At 49.2% G+C, this 24279-nt stretch carries 20 protein-coding genes; 2 read left to right on the top strand and 18 right to left on the bottom strand.

The features are described 5' to 3' along the window. Positions 1–123 precede the first annotated feature (123 nt). Positions 124–1113, top strand: a complete 990-nt coding sequence (locus H608_RS0102450) for a type I glyceraldehyde-3-phosphate dehydrogenase (RefSeq protein ID WP_038006835.1) — start codon at positions 124–126, stop codon at positions 1111–1113. Between the two features lie 160 nt (positions 1114–1273). Here the strand turns inward: H608_RS0102450 and H608_RS0102445 are convergent, their stop codons facing one another. The 18 genes from H608_RS0102445 to H608_RS0102360 all read right to left on the bottom strand — a co-directional run bounded on the left by H608_RS0102445 (position 1274) and on the right by H608_RS0102360 (position 23415). Beyond that, positions 1274–2038, bottom strand: a complete 765-nt coding sequence (locus tag H608_RS0102445; RefSeq protein ID WP_038006833.1) for an oxygenase MpaB family protein — start codon at positions 2036–2038, stop codon at positions 1274–1276. A gap of 209 nt (positions 2039–2247) precedes the next feature. After that, positions 2248–3123: an aldose 1-epimerase family protein gene (locus H608_RS0102440; protein ID WP_028786278.1), complete on the bottom strand. Its 876-nt coding sequence runs from the start codon at positions 3121–3123 to the stop codon at positions 2248–2250. 11 nt (positions 3124–3134) lie between these two features. Further along, the gene (locus H608_RS0102435) at positions 3135–4187 is read right to left on the bottom strand and encodes a Smr/MutS family protein (protein WP_028786277.1); all 1053 of its coding nucleotides are present in this window, start codon (positions 4185–4187) and stop codon (positions 3135–3137) included. 241 nt (positions 4188–4428) lie between these two features. Next, positions 4429–6177, bottom strand: coding sequence for an amino acid permease (locus H608_RS20980; protein ID WP_051267945.1), 1749 nt, complete (start codon positions 6175–6177; stop codon positions 4429–4431). 43 nt (positions 6178–6220) lie between these two features. After that, positions 6221–7186, bottom strand: coding sequence for a polyprenyl synthetase family protein (locus H608_RS0102425; RefSeq protein ID WP_028786276.1), 966 nt, complete (start codon positions 7184–7186; stop codon positions 6221–6223). Between the two features lie 66 nt (positions 7187–7252). Beyond that, positions 7253–9262 (bottom strand): ribonuclease R, encoded by a 2010-nt coding sequence (gene rnr / locus H608_RS0102420; protein ID WP_028786275.1) that lies wholly within the window; start codon positions 9260–9262, stop codon positions 7253–7255. Next, entirely contained in the window at positions 9246–10340 is a 1095-nt protein-coding gene (gene lpxK, locus H608_RS0102415; protein ID WP_028786274.1) for a tetraacyldisaccharide 4'-kinase, read from the bottom strand. The genes rnr and lpxK overlap by 17 nt, the downstream gene beginning before the upstream one ends. Beyond that, positions 10330–10899 carry a 5-formyltetrahydrofolate cyclo-ligase gene (locus H608_RS23330; RefSeq protein WP_028786273.1) on the bottom strand — a complete coding sequence of 190 codons (570 nt, stop codon included), beginning with the start codon at positions 10897–10899 and terminating at the stop codon, positions 10330–10332. Before H608_RS23330 ends, lpxK begins: the two co-directional genes overlap by 11 nt. Then, positions 10899–11459 (bottom strand): RsmD family RNA methyltransferase, encoded by a 561-nt coding sequence (locus H608_RS0102405; protein ID WP_028786272.1) that lies wholly within the window; start codon positions 11457–11459, stop codon positions 10899–10901. The genes H608_RS23330 and H608_RS0102405 overlap by 1 nt, the downstream gene beginning before the upstream one ends. Further along, positions 11447–12277, bottom strand: coding sequence for a DUF3822 family protein (locus tag H608_RS0102400; RefSeq protein ID WP_028786271.1), 831 nt, complete (start codon positions 12275–12277; stop codon positions 11447–11449). Before H608_RS0102400 ends, H608_RS0102405 begins: the two co-directional genes overlap by 13 nt. A gap of 179 nt (positions 12278–12456) precedes the next feature. Next, a complete protein-coding gene (folB, locus tag H608_RS20970; RefSeq protein ID WP_038006830.1) occupies positions 12457–12816 on the bottom strand; it encodes a dihydroneopterin aldolase in 360 nt (119 codons plus the stop codon). An 18-nt stretch (positions 12817–12834) separates the two neighbouring features. Next, the gene (gene trxB / locus H608_RS0102390; RefSeq protein ID WP_028786270.1) at positions 12835–13785 is read right to left on the bottom strand and encodes a thioredoxin-disulfide reductase; all 951 of its coding nucleotides are present in this window, start codon (positions 13783–13785) and stop codon (positions 12835–12837) included. Between the two features lie 246 nt (positions 13786–14031). Then, positions 14032–17217, bottom strand: a complete 3186-nt coding sequence (locus tag H608_RS0102385; protein ID WP_028786269.1) for an efflux RND transporter permease subunit — start codon at positions 17215–17217, stop codon at positions 14032–14034. 93 nt (positions 17218–17310) lie between these two features. Then, complete coding sequence (locus H608_RS20965; RefSeq protein WP_038006828.1) at positions 17311–18453, bottom strand: efflux RND transporter periplasmic adaptor subunit; 1143 nt, start codon at positions 18451–18453, stop codon at positions 17311–17313. Positions 18454–18489: 36 nt separating this feature from the next. Then, complete coding sequence (locus H608_RS0102375) at positions 18490–19803, bottom strand: TolC family protein (RefSeq protein WP_038006826.1); 1314 nt, start codon at positions 19801–19803, stop codon at positions 18490–18492. A gap of 662 nt (positions 19804–20465) precedes the next feature. Next, the gene (locus H608_RS0102370; RefSeq protein WP_028786267.1) at positions 20466–21323 is read right to left on the bottom strand and encodes a sigma-70 family RNA polymerase sigma factor; all 858 of its coding nucleotides are present in this window, start codon (positions 21321–21323) and stop codon (positions 20466–20468) included. A 262-nt stretch (positions 21324–21585) separates the two neighbouring features. Next, complete coding sequence (locus H608_RS0102365) at positions 21586–22890, bottom strand: prolipoprotein diacylglyceryl transferase (protein WP_028786266.1); 1305 nt, start codon at positions 22888–22890, stop codon at positions 21586–21588. 108 nt (positions 22891–22998) lie between these two features. Further along, complete coding sequence (locus tag H608_RS0102360; protein WP_028786265.1) at positions 22999–23415, bottom strand: BrxA/BrxB family bacilliredoxin; 417 nt, start codon at positions 23413–23415, stop codon at positions 22999–23001. 244 nt (positions 23416–23659) lie between these two features. Between H608_RS0102360 and H608_RS0102355 the strand changes: the two genes are divergently transcribed. Continuing rightward, complete coding sequence (locus tag H608_RS0102355) at positions 23660–24106, top strand: Hsp20/alpha crystallin family protein (protein WP_028786264.1); 447 nt, start codon at positions 23660–23662, stop codon at positions 24104–24106. Positions 24107–24279 lie beyond the last annotated feature (173 nt).

Below are 24279 nucleotides of genomic sequence, written 5' to 3'. Positions count from 1 at the left end.
TAAAAAAGAGTTTTAAGTAGTAAGTAATAAGTTTTAAGTATTAAGTCGTCCTATCTATACCTCCCGCCTATCCTTACTACTTATAACTTATTACTTACTACTTATTATTACTTTTGCATCCTTATGCGTATTGCAATCAATGGAATGGGACGGATCGGGCGCTTGCTTTTCCGCCGTCTTACCGGCCATCCGGACATAGAAATCGTAGCGGTCAATGACATCATGCCGCCGGCCAATCTCGGTTACCTGATCAAGTATGATTCGGTTTACGGTGCCTTTGCGGGTATTGAATATGTGGCGGCGGAACAGGAACTGATCGCCGGGGGTAAACGGGTAAAAGTACTGCAGGAAGCCCAGCCGCTCAACCTGCCATGGAAACAGCTCAACGTAGATGTGGTGCTGGAATGCGCGGGTCTTTTTTCCAGTCTCGACGCAGCCTCGCAACACCTCAAAGCCGGTGCCGGCCGCGTATTGTTATCGACAACCGGTTCACCCGATATACCGCTGATGATCTTTGGCCACAACCACAAGCAACTGGAGAACGATCCCGCGATCGTGTCACCCGGAGGTTGTATGACCAACTGCAGCACACATATCCTGTACATCCTGCAGACCATCGGCATCGAAAGTGCCCAGGCAACCATCCTGCATTCGTACACATCACGCCAGGAACTGGTAGATACCCCACACAAACAATTCCGCCGCGGACGTGCCGCTGCTGAATCCATCATTCCGGTGGAAATAGATCTGCCGCAATCGGTGGGACGGCTGCTGCCCGGGCTGAAAGACCGTTTTGCCGCCGTATCGATCCGCGTACCGGTGGCCAACGGAGCGCTCGCCGATTTTTCCATACAAATGAAAGAAGACGTAACCGCAGCGCAGATCAATGAATTGTTCCGCCGTGCGGCCGGCGAAGAATACAAGGGCATTATTGATTACACCGAAGAAGAACTCGTTTCGCTCGACATCAAAGGCAATACCCATTCCTGCATTATCGATGGCACCCTCACTTCCGTAATAGGCCGGCAGTTGAAAGTGGTGGCCTGGTTTGATAATGAATACGGTTTTACCAGCCGTATGATTGATTGGCTGGAATACTGGAGGAAGGCTTAAGGCTTAAGGCCCGACACTTCGGGCCGAAACTTCGGCCTAAGGCGTAAGGGTTAAGGTGAAACAGCCGCCCGATACTTATGGCCGAAGCTTCGGCCATAAGTATTAAGTATTAAGTAATAAGTAGTAAGTAAACAGCCATTCACTATTGACCATTCACCATTCACCTGTTGTCCAGCTCCCGCACCTGCCGCTTATATTCTTTCGGCAGCAACAATGATTTGGCAAACCATCCCAATCCTATTGCACGAAGAAATTTGTAAATGCCCAGCAGGCCGAAGATCCAACCCGGTTTATTGAAATGAAGTTGCCGTCTTACCTTATCAGGCACTACTGTTTTTTGCACCTCCAGCAATAGACGGTAACGGAAACCGCCAAGATGTTTACGGTATTGTTTGAACAGATCATCTGTCAGTGGTGAGTGTACAAGATCGGCTTCCATATGCCTGTCCCGGTCGATCAGCCATTCGCGGTAGGTTGCTGGCAATTGTTTGAGTTGCATGCGTTGTCCCATGCGGTAGAAAACATCGTAGACATCATCCTTTTCTTCGTCTTTTAGTCGGCGGTGCAACACTTCGAAGGCCGCGATGGAATAATGAATGAGCATATACAAAACATCCCGGTAAGCCCAGTCGGGGATCACGTCGCCGCGGCTTTTCTCAACAGCGCGATGAATATGTGTGATCTGATCGATGGTATTATGGGCCGCTTCTTTCTCTGCAAATACAATACGACGGGCATAAAGCACGGTGGAGAAAAGCCTTCCCAGCGGATCACCGGGCAATTTTCCTGTAAAATATAACCAGTCAACCGCTTTGTTTAAAGCAAATTCCGCAGAAGCGCCGGCGAACACAAAGAGTATTGTATCGCTGTGGCCCCAGATGCGGCGCACGATGGATTGCGGAGGAACAAAAGGTGTTAAAGTCAAAATTCAAAAGTAAAAATTCAAAATTGTGAGTAGCGTACGTGAAAAAGAACACCCGCCTTCACGCAAAGACGCATAAGGAGCAAAGGCGCAAAGACTTTACAACATCCCTACTTACTACTTACTACTTAATACTTATTACTTAATACTTAATACGGCTGTTTAACCTTCTACCCTTAGCCCGAAGTGTCGGGCCTTAAACCTTGCACCTTCTATTTCACACTCACCGACCAACTGCGCCGGAACACATCTCCGGGAAACAAACTATTGATCCCTTCTTTGTGCGGTAATTGCTGATCGGCGTTCACCGTATCGGCTATGCCACACCAGGGTTCGATACACACAAAGTCAGCACCTTTCGCCGCCCAGATTCCCAGGTAAGGAAATCCCTTAAAGCTGAAATCCAGTCCTGCAGCGGATTTGCGGGACAACAATTTTACCGATTCCGACTGCAGGTCTTTTAATACAATGGCATCGCGTGCAAACAGTTCTTTGGCCAGCGGCAGTTCGTTGCTGTTGTCCAGCAACGGCATCGTAAATTCTTCTATCAGTCCTTCGGCGGATATTGGCCAGCGGCCAACTGTTTCCGCTTTTTCAAATTCCAGGTAATAGTCGCTATACTCCTCTCCCTCTTTAACCGGCACGCGAAAAGCCGGATGTCCTCCTACGGAGAAATACATTTCTTCCGATCCTGTATTCAATACTTCGTAGCTCACCTGCAACGATTCTCCTTCCACACGATAACGGATGCGGAAGCTGAAGTGAAACGGATAAATCGCCAAACTTTCTTCATCACTCTTCAGCAAAAACACCACTTCCTTCTCACTTTGTTCTTCCGTTTCAAAACGGCGGTCACGTGCAAAACCATGACGCCCCAGTTCATAGCGTTCGCCTTTATAGTAATAACAGTTTTCTTTCAACGTGCCAACAACCGGAAACAATACGGGAGAGCGTTTGCTCCAGAACGCGGGGTCGGCGCTCCACATATATTCCTGTCCGTCTTTATTCTTTATCAAAGAAGTCAGTTCCGCTCCCTGCGGATTTATTTTCACCGTTATGTCTTCGGTACGGATCGTTACCAGTTCCATATTCCTATCAATTATTTTTTGTATTGAAACCAGATTTCCGTTGCTCCATAACCGAAGCGCGGGTCGTATTGGTTCACAAAGGATTTAACTTCTTTTTTCATGCGCAGTATTTCATGGATTTCGTCCCGCAACTTCCCTTCTCCTACTCCATGAATAATCACCAGCGACGGTTGCCGGTGCGCGAGTGCCAGGTCGTAATATTTTTCAAAGGTGCGCAACTGCAAGGTGAGGATTTCAAAATTGCTCATGTGCAGCCAGTCGTTGGCCAGCTTTTCGATGTGCAGGTCTACTACACTGCGTGCAGGCTCGAGATGATTACGCGCTTCTTTTGCATTGTACACTTTATAACCCAGCGCTGCCAGTTTTCCCAATCCCAATTTATCTTCCGGCTTTTCCGGTTCATCGGCATTGGCGTAAGGATATTTTACAAACAATTGCTGTGAGAAGGTAGCTTCGTTGCTCTCCTGCAGCTTCGCTATTTTTTCAAACAACTGTTTCGGTTTCAGTTTAACGGATGATTCATAGTGCGGCGCCCTGGTTTTATCGGGCTGTTGCAAAGTGAATTCGAAATCGAAAACCGGGCTGTCGTTGAGATCGGAGAATTGCACATCGTGCAGGTAGATGTCTTCGAAAGGCGCAATCGCTCCTTTCAGCTCAAAATCCTTTTCCCCGAAAAACAATAGTTTATAGTGATAGTTGTAAGGGACCTTCGTGCGGTTAACGAGGTGCAGTTTCAATTCTTCCACCACATCGTCGCCAAACTCATCGGTATGTATCACGGGTAGAAAGGTCAGCCATACGCCATCTTCCACGCGGGGAGCAGCGGGGGCTTTTTCTTTTTTCAGATCATCCACAAACTGCCGCTGCGGTTTGGGTTTACTGCCGGGTTTATTTTTTTGCTGGGAAAAACGTTTGAAATAAGGAAAATCGATCTGGTCGAGGTAAACGGGGAATTTAACACCACGTACCTCTACCATCACCATTTTATCGTTGATGAAATCAATGATCTCTCCCTCTTCGTCTGAGTGCAGGATCAGCACTTTATCTCCTATCTGGTACTTCATAATCTTTTATAGCATTCGCCTTCGGCGAATTATACCGCAAAGATAAAACCAGACTGTGGGATTAATTCAAAAGTAAAAAGCCAAAATTCAAAAAGCGGGAACATGATTGGTCAATCTTCAATGGGGGGTAAACAGCCGGTCATCTTCCCCTCGAAGAGCCCGTTTCACGCAAAGGCGCTTAAGAATCAAAGGCGCAAAGACTTTATAACACCGCTACTTAGTACTTATTACTTAATACTTACTACTTATGGCCGAAGCTTCGGCCCGAAGTATCGGGCGGCGGCTGTTTCAAGGTAGTATTTGCCGGATTCAGCTTGCTATGGCGGCGACTGTACAGGAAATAGATCACCAGACCAAGCCCCAGCCAGATCAGGAACCGCAGCCAGTTGGAATGATGTTCCTGTGCCATCAGGTAAAAACAGCTGATCATCCCCAATACCGGAAGCAGGGATAGTTTCCTCGTAAAACTCAAAACGCTCATTATGGTCACAACCAGCCAGAAGAGGATCATCGGGAAAGATTCCACCGTTAATATTTCCTGGAAATGGGTGGGATGGTTGGCGATGATCAGCGCAATCGCCAGCAGGAACAGCCCCGGAACGATATATTGGCTGTTGATATACGGCACTTTGAATTTGGATTTCGGTGTATCCTTGCGCGCATCCAGTACCAGAATACCTCCGCAAACCAGCACGAATGCGAACAAGGTTCCGATACTGGTCAGTGCCAGCACTACTTCCAGGTTCAGGAAAAGCGCTGGAATGGCTACTACCAGCCCCGTAACGATCGTAGAGAAGGAAGGCGTTTTATAGATCGGGTGAATGCGGGAGAATATTTTGGGCAAAAGTCCGTCGCGGCTCATGCTCATCCAGATACGTGGCTGGCCCATCTGGAATACCAGCAATACGCTCGCCGTGGCAACGATCGCACTTACGGCTACGATAGCGGAAACGAATTTCAGGTTCTTGGCATCGAATACCGACGCCAGCGGATCGCCCACATTCAGTGTGGTGTAGGGCACCATGCCCGTCAATACCAGCGCGAGGATTACATATAAGATCGTACAGATGATCAATGAATAAATCATTCCGCGCGGCAGGTCGCGTTGAGGGTCCTTGCATTCTTCCGCCGTGGTCGATATCGCGTCAAAACCAATATAGGCAAAGAATACCGCCGATACCCCTTTAAGAATGCCACTGATGCCTGTAGGTGTAAAGGGAGTCCAGTTATCAGGATTGATATAAAATGCACCCAATACTATTACAAAGAAGATGACCGCCAGTTTGAGCAATACCATCAGGTTGCTTGCGTTGCGGCTTTCCTTTACGCCGCGGAATACAATGTAAGTGATCAATGCCACGATGAGCAAGGCCGGCAAATCCATGATCAGGCGAAGTCCGCCGATCTGTGGCGCATATTGCCAGGCATTGTACCTTTCTACCATGCCGGCATCGAGGCCTGACAGCTTCGATCCGTTGGCAACTAAGTCACTTACTTCCGCAAAACCATTCCGGGCCGTTACATAGTCCATCGTAAGCCAATCCGGTATGTGCATCCCGGCCTTGGTCATGAGGTTGGTAAAATAATCGCTCCAGGAAATGGCTACCGCAATGTTGCCGATGGCGTATTCCATTAACAGATCCCATCCGATGATCCAGGCAAAAATTTCGCCGAAGGCGACATAAGAATAAGTATACGCACTGCCTGCAACCGGTACGGTCGAGGCAAATTGTGCATAGCAAAGCGCGGCAAATCCGCAGGCAATGGCTGTAAAAATATAAAGAAACACAACGCCGGGACCGCCGTCCGCAGACGCTTTGCCAATACTACTGAAGATACCCGCACCGATCACCGCAGCCACACCCAGCGCGGTAAGGTCTCTTACACCCAATACTTTTTTTAGTCCTGTACCGTGTCCGTCTGTTATTCCGCTTTCCGCCTCACGTACAATCGTTGCAATGGATTTTTTTCTAAAAATAGAGTTTGCCATCGGCTCTGCTTTTTTTGAGGTTTAGGTGAGCGTTTCCCGGCTATCAGTAATCGCGCTGTACCAGGAACTGCGCCAGTTTGGTTAATGGTTCTTTGCGTTGCGATTGCACCGCGATATCATCAAGATGTTTCCACGCTTCGTCGAGGAATTTGTTTTTTAGTTCCAGTGCCCATGCATCCACGCCGCATTCGCGGAATAATTTCAATACGCCTTCCACTTTGCCGGGTTCATTTCCCGCCAGCCAGCGATCCAGTTCCAGGCGCTGCTGCTCATTGCAGGCTTCAAGCGCATGTATGAGTAAAAATGTTTTCTTATTGGCCAATATATCTCCGCCAACCTGCTTGCCGAATTTCGATGGGTCGCCAAACGCATCGAGGTAATCGTCCTGCACCTGGAAGGCCAGGCCGAGTTTAAGACCAAATGAGTAGATCAGCTCCAGGTTACGTTCACCGGCACCACTGAGAATGGCGCCCATTTTCAACGCCGCCGCGATCAATACCGATGTTTTCAGTTCGATCATGTGCAGGTAAGCCTCAAGGGTTACTTCGGACCGGTTCTCAAAATCCATGTCCATCTGTTGTCCCTCGCATACTTCGCGGGCAGTACGGTTGAACAGTCCAAGCACCGCAGGCAGGTGCTCCGTGCCGATGCGATTGATATAATCGTATGCCGTTACCAGCATTACATCACCGGCGAGAATAGCCGTGCTCTCGTTGTATTTGGTATGGACGGTTTGCATACCGCGGCGAAGCGGTGCCTTGTCCATGATATCGTCATGTATGAGGGTAAAATTGTGGAACAGCTCGATAGCCGTCGCTACCTCCCATGCTTCGGGATTGATATCGCCGAACAATTCGCTGCCCATTACGCACAGAACAGGACGCACACGCTTTCCTCCCAACTGAAGGAAATAGTTGTTCGGTTCATAAAGCGTAGCCGGCTGCTCCGGAAAATGGCTTTGTTTGAAACGGGTAGCAAACAGTCCCGACAATTCTTCAAATGAATGCATCAGCAGTTAATTCGTTAGCACTAAGCCGGAAAGATAATGAGAACCGGGCTTTTTCCGGGCCCGAACCTACTTTTTTCTTTTTTTGGACCGCGGCTCGGGACGCTCATCCTCCACGCCCACTACCCAATCGTAATCCAACTGGCGTTTGGCGAGATTGGCAGCCACCACTTTAATGCGGACTTTATCGCCCATCCGGAATTTCTTTCCGCTCCGCATGCCGACCAGCGCATAGTCGCTTTCCACATGGCGGAACTCGTCGTATTCCAGCAGGCTGCTGACGCTCACGAGGCCTTCGCATTTGTGCTCGACCGTTTCCACCCAGAAACCAAAACTGGCCACACCGCTGATCACGCCATCGAAATCTTCGCCGACGAAATTGCGCATGTATTGCACCTGCTTGTATTTGTTGGCGGCACGTTCTGCTTCCATCGCGGCACGTTCGCGTTCACTGCAATGTTTGCAACGGTCTTCCAGTTTTTTATCGACGATGAATTTATCATCAAGTACTTCGGCGAGTATGCGGTGCACCATCACGTCCGGATAACGGCGGATGGGTGAGGTAAAATGACAGTAATGTTCAAAGCCAAGACCATAGTGACCGACATTTTCTATCGTATACTTGGCCTTTGCCATGGTACGGATGCCGAGTTGCTCGAGAACGTGTTGTTCCGGTTTGCCGTGTACGTCTTTCAACAACGTATTGAAAGATGCGGCGATGGCTTCGGGTGAAGAGTTGTCAAACTTGTGTCCGAATTTATTGGCAAATGCAATAAAGGGCAGCAGCTTTTCTTCGTCGGGTGTATCGTGGATACGGTAGGGAAATGGCAGCGGTTTGTTCTTCACCTTGATCTTCGCAATGTGCTCGGCCACGTATCTGTTGGCCAGCAGCATGAACTCTTCGATCAGTTGATGTGCCTCCTTGCTTTCCTTGATCATGATGCCAATCGGATCGCCTTTTTCATCGAGACGGAAGCGTACTTCCTGCGAAGAGAAATTGATCGCGCCTTTGGCAAAACGCCGCTTGCGCATTTTCTGCGCCAGGTCGTTCAGCGTCAGGATCACTTCGGCATGATCGCCTTCTTTGGACTCGATAATTTCCTGCGCTTCTTCATAAGTAAATCTTCTGTCGGAATGAATAACGGTACGGCCAAACCATACCTGTTTCACTTCTGCTTTGGCATTGAGCTGAAAAATAGCAGAGAACGTGAGTTTGTCTTCATTAGGGCGAAGACTGCACAGCACATTCGAAATATGTTCCGGCAACATCGGGTTCACACGATCGGGTAAATAAACCGAAGTGGCTTTCTGGTAGGCTGCTTTATCGAGCGCATTATCGGGTTCGACGTAGTGACTCACATCGGCAATGTGTACGCCGATCTCAAAAATGCCGGCTTTCAGTTTGCGGAAAGAAATGGCATCGTCAAAATCTTTTGCGTCCGCCGGGTCGATGGTGAAAGTGAGGATATCGCGGACGTCGCGGCGGTTTTCAATCTCACTTTTGCTGATGGCATCGGGAATACGGGCGGCCACTTCGAGCGCGTCCTCCGGAAACTCAAGCGGGAAGCCATTTTCCAGCAATATTTCCTTCATGGCGGCATCATTGGTATTTTCTGCGTCAAGGATGCTGACCACTTCTCCAACGGGGCGTTTGTCGCCCATCTCCCATTTCACCAATTTGGCTACCACCCGGTCGTCATTTTTGGCTTTTTGTAAATTGGCAAGCGGGATAAAAAAGTCCGGCATCGGTTTATCCGATTCGGGTATGAAGAAGGCGAAATTTTCGTTGAGTTGAATTTGTCCGATAAACTCGGTGCGTTTGCGTTCGAGGATCTTCACTACTTCGCCCTGCATGCGGCGGCCACTTCCGCCATCACCTTTGATTTTAACCAAAACGGTATCGCCATGCATGGCGGTATGAAAATCGTTTGGCCGGATCAGGATATCGGTATCGTTGTCAGGCACGATCACGAACCCCATACCCGAGCGGGTAATATCAAGGGTTCCTTTGAAGGATTTGCCTGCATTCTGTGATTGAGATTTTTGTTTTTTTCGGGTGCTGTTATTTTTTCTTCCCATAGGTTGATGTTTGAGGAGTAAACTCCTTAATAAAATTAATGACCCTTGCGTTGAATTGCGCTTCCTGTTGAAATAAAAAGCGGTGACGCACAGGGATAACAAAGAATGGCCAGTCGGCAATTTCGTTACTGAATTTCGAAAGCCGGACGGCGTCCTTTTCGGTGGTTAAAATGATTTTGCCGGGTGCATCGAGGTCATCGAATTTCCGGCGGATGTCTTTGAGGTCGTCTATTGTAAAAATATGATGATCTGCATACGACTGCAGGTTGTAGGACTTGCAGTATTGCAGGAGGTATTTTTCCAGCGGTTTCGGGTTGGCGATACCGGTTACCAGCAGCACTTCCGTATCCAATGAAGGTGGCGGCACCTTTTGTCCCATGATCTGGTAAAGTTGTCCGTATTCGATCGTGGTAAAAAAAACTTCCTGTTCCGGGAGTGGCTTCAACTCAGCAATGATCGCATTCCGTTTTTTGGTATCGAGGTCGGGCGGACATTTGGTAACGATGATGATCTGGGCGCGCCGCGCTCCCGACTTCAGGTCGCGCAGGTCGCCGGTTGGCAAATAGAAATCACGGGTGTATAAATTGCTGTAATCCGTCAGCAAAATATTGAGTCCGGCTTTTACTGCGCGGTGTTGAAAGGCGTCGTCGAGTACGATCACCTGCGTATCCGGCCGGTCGTGCAGCAACTGCGGAATGGCTACGATACGTTCTTCTCCGACGGCCACGGGCACTTCGGGAAACTTCAGGTGAAACTGCATCGGTTCGTCGCCGATCTCGAGCGCGGTGCTTTGTGCATCAGCCAAAGCATATCCTTTGGTTTTGCGCTTGTATCCGCGGCTGAGTGTGGCGGTTTTAAATTGTTCGTGCAACAGCCGTACGAGGTATTCCACCATCGGAGATTTGCCGGTGCCGCCTACGGAAAGATTGCCGACACAGATCAGGGGCAGACCAAAAGTAGCTGATTTGGAATAGCCGCGGTCGTAAAACCAATTGCGGATAGCAATACCTGCCCAATACAAAATAGAAAAAGGCAGCAGCAGTATGCGGAAGGATTTCAGAAAAAGATTAGAAAACATACACGTTTTGCGGTGTAATACAAATATCTAAAGGTACATCAAATTCGCCGGCGTCCGTGATCTTGTCCAGGGGTTCAAAATAGCTTATTCCGGCCAAAAGGCAATGGCTGCTGCACTGAGCCAGGTAGCGGTCATAAAATCCTTTACCATATCCTACGCGATAACCGTGCCGGTCGAACGCCAGCAGTGGCACAATTACCATGTCCAGTTCTTCAGGAGCTACGATCTCTCCCTCCGGGGGCTCGGGGATGCCACGCTCCGACAGTTGAAACACGGGATCGTCGCCGGTGGCAATGGCATCAAAACTGTTTTCGGTCCAATTGGTGCGGGGATAGGCGATCTGCAGTTCGGGATTCAGGAATTGCAGGTAACGGGTAATGAGCCCGGTTGGCGGTTCGCCATGCGCATCTATCGCTGCGTAGGTCAGCACCGATTGAATGAAAGGCAGGTCGAGTGACTGAAACCCGATCAGCAACAGATCGTCGAACCGGTTGCGCTCAGCGGAGGTCAGCGACTGGCGTAACGACCGGAAATGTCTGCGTGCCGCTTGTTTATTCATTAAGCAGGATCTGGAGGATTAGGTTCCCGTACAAAAACAGAAAAGATGGTGGTGCCGTAATTCTTTTCCATTTTATAACCGGTAAACGTTTTATAATCGTTGCGTGGTGTGTGCTCCAATACAAACCATCCGCCTGGTTTGAGCAATCCTTTTTCAAAAATCAACCGGGGTAAATCGTCGATGTTCGTAAGTGCATATGGCGGACCTGCAAAAATAAAATCAAAAGAAGATTTGCACTGATCGATGAATTTGAACACATCCATCTTCACCATGTGCAGGTTATCGATATGGAGCGAGGCCGCTGTTTTTTTTATAAACTCGAACATAGCGGGATCTTTCTCTACGATGGTGAGTTGTTGCGCGCCGCGGGAAGCGAGTTCGTAGCTGATGCTGCCGGTGCCGCCAAACAAATCGAGCGTTTCGAGTGAAGGAATATCGATCTTATGTTGCAATACGTTGAACAGACCTTCCTTGGCGATGTCTGTCGTTGGCCGTGTGTACGGCATTTTGGCCGGCGGATTGAATTTTCTTCCGCCGTGTTCGCCTCCTATGATCCGCATAGGCTCAATTCATTCAATGAGGTGAAAAAATGCGAAGGTGTTTCGCCGTTGCCGATGCTGCCCCAGGTAGCTTCGTGGAAAGCAAGTTCCCGGAAGTACTGCGACAATTCTTTGTATAAAGCAGATTTTTCTGCCACCAGTCCGGATAGTTGCAATTGCACGGAATCCTGTTTCAACCCCAGTTCCTGGCATATTTTCAACAGGTAAAATAATACGTCTGCAGGTGTATGATAAGGGAAAGTCTGCGCCAGCAAAGGTTTGCCTGAGGCGCCGGCGACGACCGACCATTCTTCGTTGCGGAAATCAACGGCCAGTATTCCGTTTTCCGTAGCATCGATCATGCGATTAACGAAAAGTGCATAACCGTGATGGAAAACTGCCTGGGGGAAATATTGCTGCAACCATTCGTGTACGTCTTTGGGAACGCTATATACCTGCCGGATATGTCCACCTGCGAGTACTTCATCCAGTACCACATCGGTATCGGGTTTACCATGAACGAGGTTCAGTAAACGTCCGCCCGACGCTGCCGAAACATCCGCAGCCGGCGTCAGTAAGGTCTGGGGATACAGGTAAGCGATGTGGATATGATGGTAAGATCCGGAAAAGGCGGAATTGGATTGGCGCAAGGTGTCGAGTGCTTCGACTGTCAGTTCCGGCAGGCTGAACCACTTCAGCGAATACAGGGTATCACCTGCCGCGTTGCTGATGGCATAGCTGACATGCGTGTCACTGACGCTGATGGACAAGCGCCCGTCGGCTGCCGGAGTCGACTCATCGCCAGTAAGTGTAAAGAGTTCTTTGACGGGTTGTTTCATTGCTGCAAAAATAGGCAATTGTGAATAGTGAATGGTCAATCGTGAATGGTGAATAAAAGGTATGTGCTCCCTGAGGCCTATCCTTCGGCCTCTCGAAGGAGCAAATCAGTGATTAAGTGAATCGTCTTTAAAATGATTGCCTTATTCACTTATTGACTTATTGTCTCACGATCTGCAACTTAAAACACCGCACGATAGCTCACCATCGCACTACCTTCAAACTGATCAATTGGGGGATTGAGTTTTTCCACGGATACTTCTGCCTCGCGGATCACGGGAAAGCGGCGATGGACCGCAACGGCGATCGTCTGTACAAGGGTTTCCAGCAGATCGACGGGTTGTTGCATGGTTTCGTTGATCACGGCAAACAGCTCGGCATAGTCGATCGTTTCATCAAGTGATTGAATGACACCGGCGGAAGGTGTATACTTCACTTTCAGGTTGACGACAAAATCATTTCCCTTCTGTCTCTCTTCCGGGTACAATCCGTGATAAGCGCGGAAGCGGACATTGTTCAGGGAAATGGTCAACATGTTCATGTAACAGATTTATCTCGATTAATGAAGTCCTTTGGCACTCAGGTAACGCTCGGCATCCAGCGCGGCCATACATCCGCTGCCTGCAGCCGTAACGGCCTGACGATAGATTTTATCCTGCACATCGCCGGCCGCAAACACGCCTTCGACATTGGTGCGTGTGGAACCGGGTACGGTTTTCAGGTAACCGGCCTCGTCCATATCCAGCCATCCTTTGAAGATATCGGAGTTGGGCTGGTGACCGATGGCCACGAAGAACCCGTTTACCGGCACTTCCTGTATTTCCTGTGTGAGGTTATTGCGTATCCTTACACCGGTTACCGTTTTATCGCCCAGGATTTCTTCGGTCTCGGTGTTCCAATATACTTTGATATTGGGCGTTTCGACCACACGGTCCTGCATCACCTTGCTGGCGCGCATTTCGCTGCGGCGGATAAACATGTGCACCGTTGTGCAGAGTTTGGATAAATACAATGCTTCTTCCGCGGCAGTGTCTCCTGCTCCCACAATGGCTACCTCTTTTCCCCGGAAGAAAAATCCGTCGCACACAGCGCAGGCACTTACACCAAAACCATTCAGGCGTTCCTCGCTTGGCAGTCCCAGCCATTTGGCTGAAGCACCGGTGGCGATGATGACCGAATCGGCTTCGATCCATTTTTCCTCATCGATCTGTACTTTATAGGGTTGTGCGGAAAAATCAACTTTTGTTGCCAGGCCGAAGCGGATATCCGCCCCCATGCGGGCAGCCTGTTTTTCGAAGTCTACCATCATCTGCGGCCCCTGCACTCCTTCGGCATAACCGGGATAGTTCTCCACTTCGGTGGTGATCGTCAACTGGCCACCGGGCTGGATACCCTGGTACAAAACGGGCTTCAGGTTGGCACGGGAAGCATAAATAGCAGCAGTATAACCGGCTGGTCCGCTGCCGATGATCAATACGTTCACTTTTTCACTTACGGTGGTAGATTCCATTTCGTCCAATAATTTAATCGGCAAAAATAAGTGTTTTATAAATAACAGATTGCAGGTGAGAAAGTTTTAGCGAGGTTAAACAGCCGTTTTAAGTTATAAGTAGTAAGTAGTAAGTATAAGTATTAAGTTAAATAGCCGGCGCAAGGCCAAAGAGCACTGCCGTCAGCGACAGATCAACCATTTCGTGAAAAAACAGCCATGGCTCGTGTATGCACGAGCCATGGCTGTTAACTTATAACTTAAAACTTATAACTCCCCTGCTATCTTCCTGTCCACTTCGGCCTGTTTACGCTGCTCTTCCTGCAACTGCTTCAGCTTTTTGCCATAAGCCAGTTTGGTGATAAGCGCAAACAATACAGGCACCACGAAGATCGCGAGTGTGGTAGCTGCCAGCATACCGCCGAATACGGTCCAGCCGATGGTCTTACGGCTTTCAGCGGCCGCACCGCTTGCGATCATCAGCGGCACTACACCGAGGATAAACGCCAGTGAGGTCATCACGATCGGACGCAGGCGCAACCGCACGGCCTGCAGCGTGGCATGAATAATATCGATACCGCGGTCTACCCTTTCCTTCGCAAACTCCACGATCAGGATCGCGTTTTTGGCAGCGAGACCGATCAGTGTAATCAGACCGATCTGCGCGTAGATGTTGTTGCTCAGGCTTGGCAGCAATGTGAGTGTCAGGATCGAACCGAAGGCGCCGATCGGTACGGCAAACAATACGGAGAACGGTACCGACCAGCTTTCATAGAGCGCTGCAAGGAACAGGAACACGAATACGATAGAGATGGCAAAGATCACCGCCTGCTGGTTACCCGCGGCGATTTCCTCACGGCTCATACCTGAAAACTCATATCCATAACCCGCGGGCAATGTTTTAGCCACCTCTTTCAGCGCTTCAATGGCCTGTCCGCTACTGAATCCGGGCTTCGGCTGACCGTTGATTTCGATAGCGCGATATACGTTGTAATGCGAAATAACCGAAGGCGCCTCCACGATCTTCTCCGTGATCAGCGATCCCAGCGGGATCATATTGCCCTGGTTGTTGCGCACATAGAATTTCTGGATCTTATCGAGGCTTCCGCGATAGGCACTGTCGGCCTGCGACATCACACGGAAGTTTCTTCCGTACAGGTTGAAGTCATTTACATAACTACTACCGAGATAATTGGACAAGGTTGAATACACATCGGAAACCAGCACGCCCATTTTCTTCGCCTGCTCCTTGTCCACATCGACCTGGTAGCTCGGGGTACGGGCATTGAAGAAGGTATAACCAAATGCTTCCGGACGCTGGTTGAGTTTGGCGAGGAAGTCTTTGGCCACCTGCTCAAACTGCTGAACATTATCCGTGCTGCCTATCTGTTGCAACTCAAAAGTAAAACCGGCAGTGGCACCGAGGCCAGGGATGGCCGGCGGCGCAATGGGCATTACCCGTGCTTCCTTGATATCGGCCGTTGCAGCACGTATCTTATTGATCACCGCCTGCACGTGGTGTTCGCTGCCTTTCCGTTGCGACCAGGGATGCAGCTTCACGAACATTGTACCTACATTGGACTTGTTGGAAAAGTTGATAATATTCAAACCGGCAAGACCTCCCACCACATCTACTTCAGGGATTTCTTTCACACGTCTCATGATATCTTTTATCATAGTAATACTCCGCGTGGTTGAAGTGGCTTCCGGCATTTCATACGTCACATAAAGACGGCCTTCGTCTTCGGTAGGAATGAATCCGCCCGGTTTATTCTTGAAAAGGAAGAACAGCCCCACGAAGAGCGCCACCATCATCACCAGCACCAGCGGCGTGCGGCGGATCCACCCACCTACTCCACGGGTATAACTATTGGTCAGCCGGCCGAATACGCGGTTGAACCAGGCAAAGAATTTCTCCAGCAGGTTGAGCTTGGCTCCTTCCGGTTTGGAAGGTTTCAGCATCAATGTACAAAGGGCTGGCGTCAGCGACAGTGCCACAAATGCGGAGATCAGTACGGATACCGCAATGGTGATCGCAAACTGCTGGTAGAGCCGCCCCACAATGCCGGGAATAAATCCAACCGGTACGAATACCGCCGCAAGGATCAGGGCAATGGCGATTACGGGTCCGGAGATTTCTTTCATCGCCTTGCGCGTGGCTTCTTTCGGCGACATCTTTTCGTGGTCGATATTATGCTGTACCGCTTCCACCACTACGATGGCATCATCCACCACAATACCGATAGCCAGTACGAATGCAAATAATGTAAGCGTGTTGATGGTAAAGCCCAAGGGTCCGAAGAAAATAAACGTACCGATCAGTGACACCGGAATCGCAAGGATCGGGATCAATGTGGCTCTCCAGCTTTGCAGGAAGAGGAACACCACCAATACCACCAGCACCAGCGCTTCCACCAGGGTGTGTACCACTTCGTCGATGGATACGTCTACCACGGTAGCTGTTTCCAGCGGCACAAGGTAGTCTACGTCTTTGGGGAATGTTTTGCGAAGCTCAGCCAAAGTCTTGTTGATGCCTTCGTAGGTATCGAGTGCGTTGGCACCGGGCGCCTGGTAGATCAGCACGAAGGCTGCAGGTTTACCATTTACGAGTGCGTTGGCGTTGTAATCGAATTTACCGAGTTCAACCCGTGCCACATCGCGCAGGTACACCACACTTCCGTCCTGCGGACGTGAGCGGACGATGATACTCTCGAATTGTTCTTTTGTACTGATCCGGCTATTGGTCAGTACGCTGTATTCAAATGTCTGCTGGTTGGGCTGAGGGTTGCCACCAATGGTACCGGCTGCACTCTGCAGGTTTTGCTCCTGCAAGGCCGCATTTACTTCGGCAGGCGTCATGCCTAAGGCCGCAAGTTTTTCAGGATTGAGCCAGATACGCATACTGAAGTCGTCGGCACGGGAGAAGATATCACCCACACCCTTTACACGCAGCAAGGCATCCTTCACATAGAGGTTTACATAGTTACCGATAAACGTTGCGTCGCGTGTACCATTCGGAGAATAGAATGCAAGCGCCATCATGATACTGGGGTTCCGTTTACGTACGGTAAGTCCCAGTCGTTTTACGGCATCGGGTAACGAAGGTTCTGCTACACTCACGCGGTTCTGTACGTCGAGTGTGGCAATATTGATATCCGTACCCACCTCGAAGTTCACGGTGATGCTGGCCTGGCCGCTGCTGGTACTGTTACTGGTCATGTAGGTCATGCCCGGTGTACCGTTCACCTGTGTTTCGATGGCGGTGGTGGTGGTTTGTTCTACGGTTTGTGCATCGGCTCCCGTAAAGTTACCGGAGATGGACACCGTGGGCGGTGAAATCTCGGGGTATTGGGCAATCGGGAGATTCATCAGGGAAATGATACCTACCAGTACGAGTACGATAGATATCACGATGGCGGTAACCGGTCTTTTTATAAAAACGTCTGCTATCATCTTTCTGTCGGAAAAGGATGTAAAAAAGGTATGCACCTTCGGGACACCCGGTTAGGTATTTAATATCGTCTTTTGTCAGCCTCCGGCGGACAATTATTTCTTCGGGGCAGCTGCACCACCGGGAGCACCGGGCTGCTGAGGAGCAGCGGTGGTGATCACGGCACCTTCACGGAGGTTCTGCACACCCTGTACCACAATTTTTTCTCCGGGCTTCAGGCCTTCGCGGATCATCACACGGTCGCCCAGTTGGCGGCCCATCACCACTTTACGCTGCGTCACCTTGCTGCTGTCGCCTACTACATAAACGAAGAAGTCGCCCAGTTGCTCGGTAACTGCTTTGAAGGGAATTTGTACTGTCGCCTCTTTGGCACTGGCAATCACGCGCACGGTGGCCGTCATACCGGCCTTCAGCATGTTTTTGTCATTGGGAAAACTGAGGCGCGTGCGGATGGTTCCGGTCTGCGGATCCACTGCGCGGTCGATAGCAGTGATTTTGCCGGGGAAGGGATAAACGTCGGTGCCGAATGCAACAGTAAATGTTGAATCGTTGGCCGCCTGCCCTTTCTCCTGCAACTGCGCAAAACGGAAGATTTCTTTCTGATCAACCGCAAAGTCAACGGCAATGGGATTATCTGCGGAAACCGTGTTCAGGATCGTCTGGCCGGCGACTACCGAAGTACCTGTACGCACCTGTGAGATGCCGATGGTACCGGTGAAAGGAGCATAGATAGTAGCAAAACTCACATTAGCACGAACGGCATTGGCAGCGGCTTTGGAAGCGTCGAGTTGTTTCCGGGCGGCGGCCAGTGCGGCATCGGCATAGTCAACCTGCTGTTTGGCGATCGCATCTTTTTTATCGAGCTCATGATAACGGTCGGCGTCCTTCTGCGCTTTCAGCAGGTTGGTTTCCTGTACCGCCACATTTGCCAATGCCTGTTGGTAGTTGGCTGAGTAGAGCTGCTGATCAATAGAGTAAAGCTTTTGGCCTTTCACTACTTTTTGTCCGTCTTTGAAATAAATGCCGGTGATATAACCGGTCACCTGCGGACGCAGTTCTGTTTGGTTGAGTGCCACTACGGTAGCGGGATATTCGTCGAAATACCGGGCATCTGTGGTGGTCACTTCTTCAACGGTAACGGGCACCGCGGGTGGCGGCCCCTGCTGTTGCTGCTGTTTGTTGCCGCAGGAAGCCAAAACGAAAAGAAGACCCAGTAAAGAATAAAATCTAGTGTTCATAATGTGTTTATTCCGGATAAATGATATGATGATGGTTTAGTATTTCAGGTCGCCTTTGGTGCGTTGCACATCGATCTTGCTGCTCAGCACCTGGTAAAGCGCGTTGAAATAATTGATCTGTGCCGTGCGCAGATCGGTTTCTGAAGTGATTACTTCCAGGTAGGTTTTGATACCGGAGCGATACTGAAGGTTGATCACATCGTATACTTCCTGCGCCAGCTCCACGTTGTCGCGGACGGCGAGGTAGTTTACCAATGCTGATTTATAAGCGGCCAGTGCACTGGCATACTCTGCATTTACCGAATTCTTCAGATTGGTGATCTCGAGATCGGTGCGTTTGAGTTGCCATTTCGACTGTTCCAGGTTGTACTTCCGTTTACCTCCCTGGAAAATCGGGAAGGCCAGTGTCAATCCCGCATAAGAAGCCGGGAAAGAATTGTTGTACAATTTGCTGAACTGATCATTGAGGTAGTTCAGGTTGTAAGCGCCATTGGCACTGAGCGAGGGCAGGTAGCTCCAGCGGTTGTATTGCACATTGGCCTCCTGCAGGCGGCGTTGTGTTTCGAGCAACTGGTATTCGATGCGGCGTGAATAATCAACACCCTGCATAGTATCCACAGGAATCTCGTGTTCGAGTGTGGCACTGTCGTAGACGATCTTCAGTTCGCCGGTCTCGGGATAGTTCATCAGCGCTTTGAGGTATTCGGTTTTTGCTTTCAGTGCTTCTTCGTTGGACTTGCGCAGTGCGCGTGCATTGTTGAGCGCGATGGTAGCTCTTTTGTAGTCGGTTTTATCCACCACACCGGCATCGTATTGTGCGCGTGCATCGCGAAGGCTGCGTTCCAGGCGCACGATATTTTCATCCGAAACCCTGATCTGCTGCTGGGTGGCGAGCACATCGTAGAAAGCCTTGGATACATCTGATGCAATGTCGATGCGTGTGTTTTCCGACTGCTGGCGGGCCTGCAGGCGCACTTCATTGCGTGTGCGGTTGGCGAGCAACACATCCCGGTTGAAGATCGTTTGCGTGGCACCAAACTGGAATGCCGAGGTGTTAGCCACACCGAGACGCACCGGGTTGCCACCAATGATATTTGTCTGCACCTGGAAATTGTGCTGATAGATGTAATTAAAATTTACCTGTGGATACCAGTCGGCGAGCCGTGATTTGATTTGCAGATCGGTGATCTTTTCATCAACGAGTGCCTGTTGCACGCGGGGCTGGTTTTTGATCGCATAGCGGATCACATTGGGCAGTGAGGCGTCCTGTAACAGACTGTCGCCGGTTGGCTGTTGTCCGTAGGCTGCTCCGCCTGCCAGTAAGAGGAATAACAAAACTAGTCGGTTCATGAGTCGTCTTTCGTATAAACTTGATGAGCGTAAAGGCAAGAAATCTGTCCGGATGATAAAGCTGAATAACAGCGTTGCCATCGCTTTGTTTTACAAGGCAGTAAAAACAAGATGCAAATATAGGGAGAGAATAGACAACTAAGTTTACTATTTAGAAAAAATTTATATTCAGGTAAAAACAGCCGTTATAAGTTATAAGTTGTAAGTAAACAGCCGACCAGGCTCGTTTCACCTATTCACTATTCACCATTCACCATTCACTTATTGACCTGTTGTCCCAAAAAAGCAATTAGTACCCTTGTTGGTCTCCCGACCGACAAGCAAGCGTCATGCTTCTTTGACAGGTTAAGGTCAACTTCGTACATAACTTAAGGATGAGCGGGTCCGTTGGTCTGGAGACCAACGGTGGCGTGATGAAAACAGCCGTTTATAGGTAATAGTAATAGGTACAGCCATATATCCTAATTCATTATTCACTATTCACTATTCACTATTCACCATTCACCATTCACTATTCACCATTCACCCATTCACCATTCACCCATTCACCCATTCACCCATTCACTCATTCACTCATTGCCCAAAAAACAACAGCGCTGATCAATGACCAGCGCTGTTTCTCTATAAACCCAACGGGAATTAACCCGGTGGAAACCATATTTTTAGCCGAGGTAAGCTTTCAGTGCACTGCTGTACCGGGCCTTTTGCAGGCGTTTGATCGCCCGTTCTTTGATCTGGCGGATACGTTCTTTGGTAAGATCGTATTTCTGTCCGATCTGTTCGATGGTAACTCCCTGTTCGCCATCCAGACCGAAATAAGCGTTTACAATTTCCGCTTCACGGGGAGAAAGTGACTTCAGTACCCGGCGGATCTCGTTGCGCAGCGAATCTTTCATTACGTCATCATCGGTATCATCGCCACCTTCCAGCAGGTCACCCATGGCTACGTCCTCCGCTTCGTGTACCGGAGCATCGAGGGATGTGTGACGGGTATTGCTTTGGAAAATGTTGTTGATTTCCGTCTCGCTCATTTCCAGCAGCTCGGCCAGTTCTTCAGTTGAAGGTTCGCGCTCATGCTCCTGCTCGAATGCCATATAGGCTTTGTTGGCTTTATTATAAGTGCCGATTTTGTTTTGTGGCAGGCGCACCAGACGGCCTTGTTCAGCCAAAGCCTGGAGGATGGATTGACGAATCCACCATACCGCATAAGAAATGAATTTGAAACCTTTGGTTTCATCGAAACGCTGAGCAGCTTTGATCAGACCCAGGTTGCCCTCATTGATAAGGTCACTGAGCGACAAGCCCTGATGTTGATACTGTTTAGCCACAGACACCACGAAACGAAGGTTGGCCTGAACCAGTTTGTCCAGAGCCCGCTGATCACCCATCTTGATACGCTGAGCCAGCGTGGTCTCTTCTTCCGGGGTGATCATCGAAATTTTAGAGATCTCCTGGAGGTACTTTTCTACCGCCTGGGAGTCCCTGTTGGTAATCTGAGTTGCAATTTTTAACTGCCGCATAGGTAATTTGTGTCTGTTTTAATAACAACGAATAGTAGACAGTCTTTGTTTGCAGAATGTTGCAAATGGAGTGCTAAAGTAAAACCGTCCCGAACCGTCTGCAAAAATACACCGCAAACGCCGATTCTCATAGCCCTTGTGAATAAATTACTGAAAAACAATTCGGTACGATTATTGTACAACCGCTATTCCTCCGTTACAAACTCCCGAGTAACAACGCTTTCGATAACCGCATTCCCGCATTAAACCGCTTTTCCGTCATCTATTCCTGTTTTACAGGCTGTGGATTACGTGGCCCTTTGTACGTTTTCCGGAGATAGATCCAAAGACCGAGACCAGAAAGGAATAGCAGCGAAGAAATCACTTCCGCCTGTGTGGGCCGGAAGCCGAGGAAGCTGATCTGCTCGTTTACCCGGATCTTTTCGATCACAAAACGCTCAAGACCATTTACCATTAAATACAGCGCGAACAACGTGCCAGGGATGGTCAGCTTCTTGCGGAAAGCCCAAAGCAATCCAAATAAGGCCAGGCACAGCAGGGTTTCATAAAAAGAAGTGGGGAAAACCGGTACCGGCAGATGATTGCAATATTTAGCATCCACACAGTTGGCCAGCGGCACACCGGTGTCGTTGACGTTGTGAGGAAAGTCGTAGGCAAACATCCAGTCGGGCAGGAAATTGAGCCAGCCCGGCTTGGTGAAATAGGCATGCTCCGTACCATGACTGCCACTGCTGAAAAAGGCAGCGTGCGTTTGCAGGGCCTGGTTGAATTGCTCCGGTGTCCCGGTGGCTACACCACCTTCCGGTAGCGAACGATAGGCGGCATTGAAAATCCCCCAGTCGCCATCGCCGGAAACCTGGCAGCCGATACGGCCTGTGCCGTACGACAGCATCAAGGCCGGCGCCGCGGCATCGTTCAGGTGCCAGAAGCCGATTTTGTGCTTGCGGGCATAAAACCAGATGGCCGCTGCCGCACAGATCAACCCGCCATAAAAAGTAAGACCTGATACAGATAATATCGTTGACGGATCCTTTACAAAACGATCCCAGTTTTCCAGTGTATCAAATACTTTGGCACCGATCAGGCCAAATACCAATGCAATGATAGTGATCTCTCCCACCCGGTCGTGCGGCCAGATGCGCACGGTACGCTTTTCCGGCCTGGGAAGCTTTTGTTTGTTCTTATCATACCATTTGAGAAAGGCGAACAACAGCCCGAGCCCGATACCCGCCGGCCAGCTTCCAATACTGGAAAAGATAAACTGCTGCGGATCTTCCGTAGCGGATTTATCCATGAAAAAGAAACCAAGTAATTTATAACCGAAAAGGAAACCAAACAGGAAATTGAGCAGGATCTCACCCGCCGTTGCAGGCTGCCCAACCATCACCTGCATATCTGTAGGATGCAATAATCCTTCTTTGCTCTTGCGCTTTAATTCTTTGGTGAGAATGACAGCCGCAAGTATAAAAGATATGGCTACAAAAAAACCGAAGGAATTAACAATCCGCAAGAAACTCCATTCCACTCCAAACAAATCTTTGAACGCGTAGTACAGGTTGGGATACATGTAGCTGTTGAATTATGGTGTAAGGGCGAAAATACAGGAAACCTTTGACTAAAAACAGAAACCGGGTACGAAAACGTAACCCGGTTCCTGCAGCAATGATCTGTATAATTAATTGCAATATTCTTCAAACGCACCCAGCAGATTGTGGGCGATGATCTGGGCTGAACGGCCTTCGATCTGGTGACGCTCGATAAAATGAACAAGTTTGCCATCCTTAAACAGCGCAATAGCTGGTGAAGACGGAGGATAAGGCAGCAGGTGCTGACGCAGTTTGTTTACCGCTTCCACATCGAAACCGGCAAAAACAGTGGTCAGGAAATCAGGTTTTTGCTTGGCATTGGCTACAGCGATCAACACGCCGGGACGTGCAGATCCGGCCGAACAACCACATACGGAGTTGATCATTACAAGGGTGGTACCCGCTTTAGCGAGCTGGGCATCCACTTCACCGGCGGTCAGCAATTCAGCAAAACCATTATCGGTCAGCTCCTCTTTCATCGGAACTACAATTTCTTCAGGATACATACGGTATTTAGTTTGATATAACGTGAATATATAAGGAACACAAATGTACGCAGAAAAGTTCGCCGTTTTGCAACCCCTGCCACGCCTCTCTTACGTATATAGTCATAGAAGCATCAAACATTCCGGAAATTATGGCACTAAAAATTGCGCAATACAGTCATAATGTCCTGAAAAATGGCAATGGTCCGTGGTTTGACAAGAGAAAGTCGTTAATCTTATCAAACAAAAATAAAACGATACCTGTATGACACATGCAAAATTTGGACGCCGCGGCTTTGATGGAAGCTTTAACAATTTCGTAAACGACCTTTTCTCAGAAATGCCCGTCTTGTTTAAGAACGACGCTCCCTCCCAGTGGAAAGGATTTGTACCGGTGAATATCACCGAAACGGAGAAGAGCTACTCCCTGGACATCGTCGCTCCCGGATTTGACAAAGCAGATTTCAAGGTGAACCTGGATCAGCAGATCCTCACCATTTCTGCCGAACGCAAGGAAGATGAAACAAAAGACGAAAAAAGCAAGACGATCCGGAATGAATACCGGTTCCGTTCTTTCAAAAGATCTTTTACACTGGATGAAAAAATTGCATCCGATCAGATCGAGGCTAAATATGTTAACGGAGTGCTAACGTTGAATTTGCCTAAAAAGGAAGAACAAAAAACAGCGTCTAAAGAAATAAGCATCCTGTAATAACAGGTGCTTTTAAAAATACTATCAAGTTTTTCTCATAAGCAGTTGGTTTTGGTTTACCCCCGGTGTTTCTACGCCGGGGTTTCTTTTTACCCTGTTTATAAAGTATGCAAAAGATTATTTTACAGGCAAATGAATTAAATTTGCCCTCATTCAATCAAAAACAACAGACA

The organism is Terrimonas ferruginea DSM 30193 (assembly GCF_000425585.1).
In the GTDB taxonomy this organism is placed as follows: domain Bacteria; phylum Bacteroidota; class Bacteroidia; order Chitinophagales; family Chitinophagaceae; genus Terrimonas; species Terrimonas ferruginea.
This window is presented reverse-complemented; position numbering and strand designations above follow the sequence as displayed.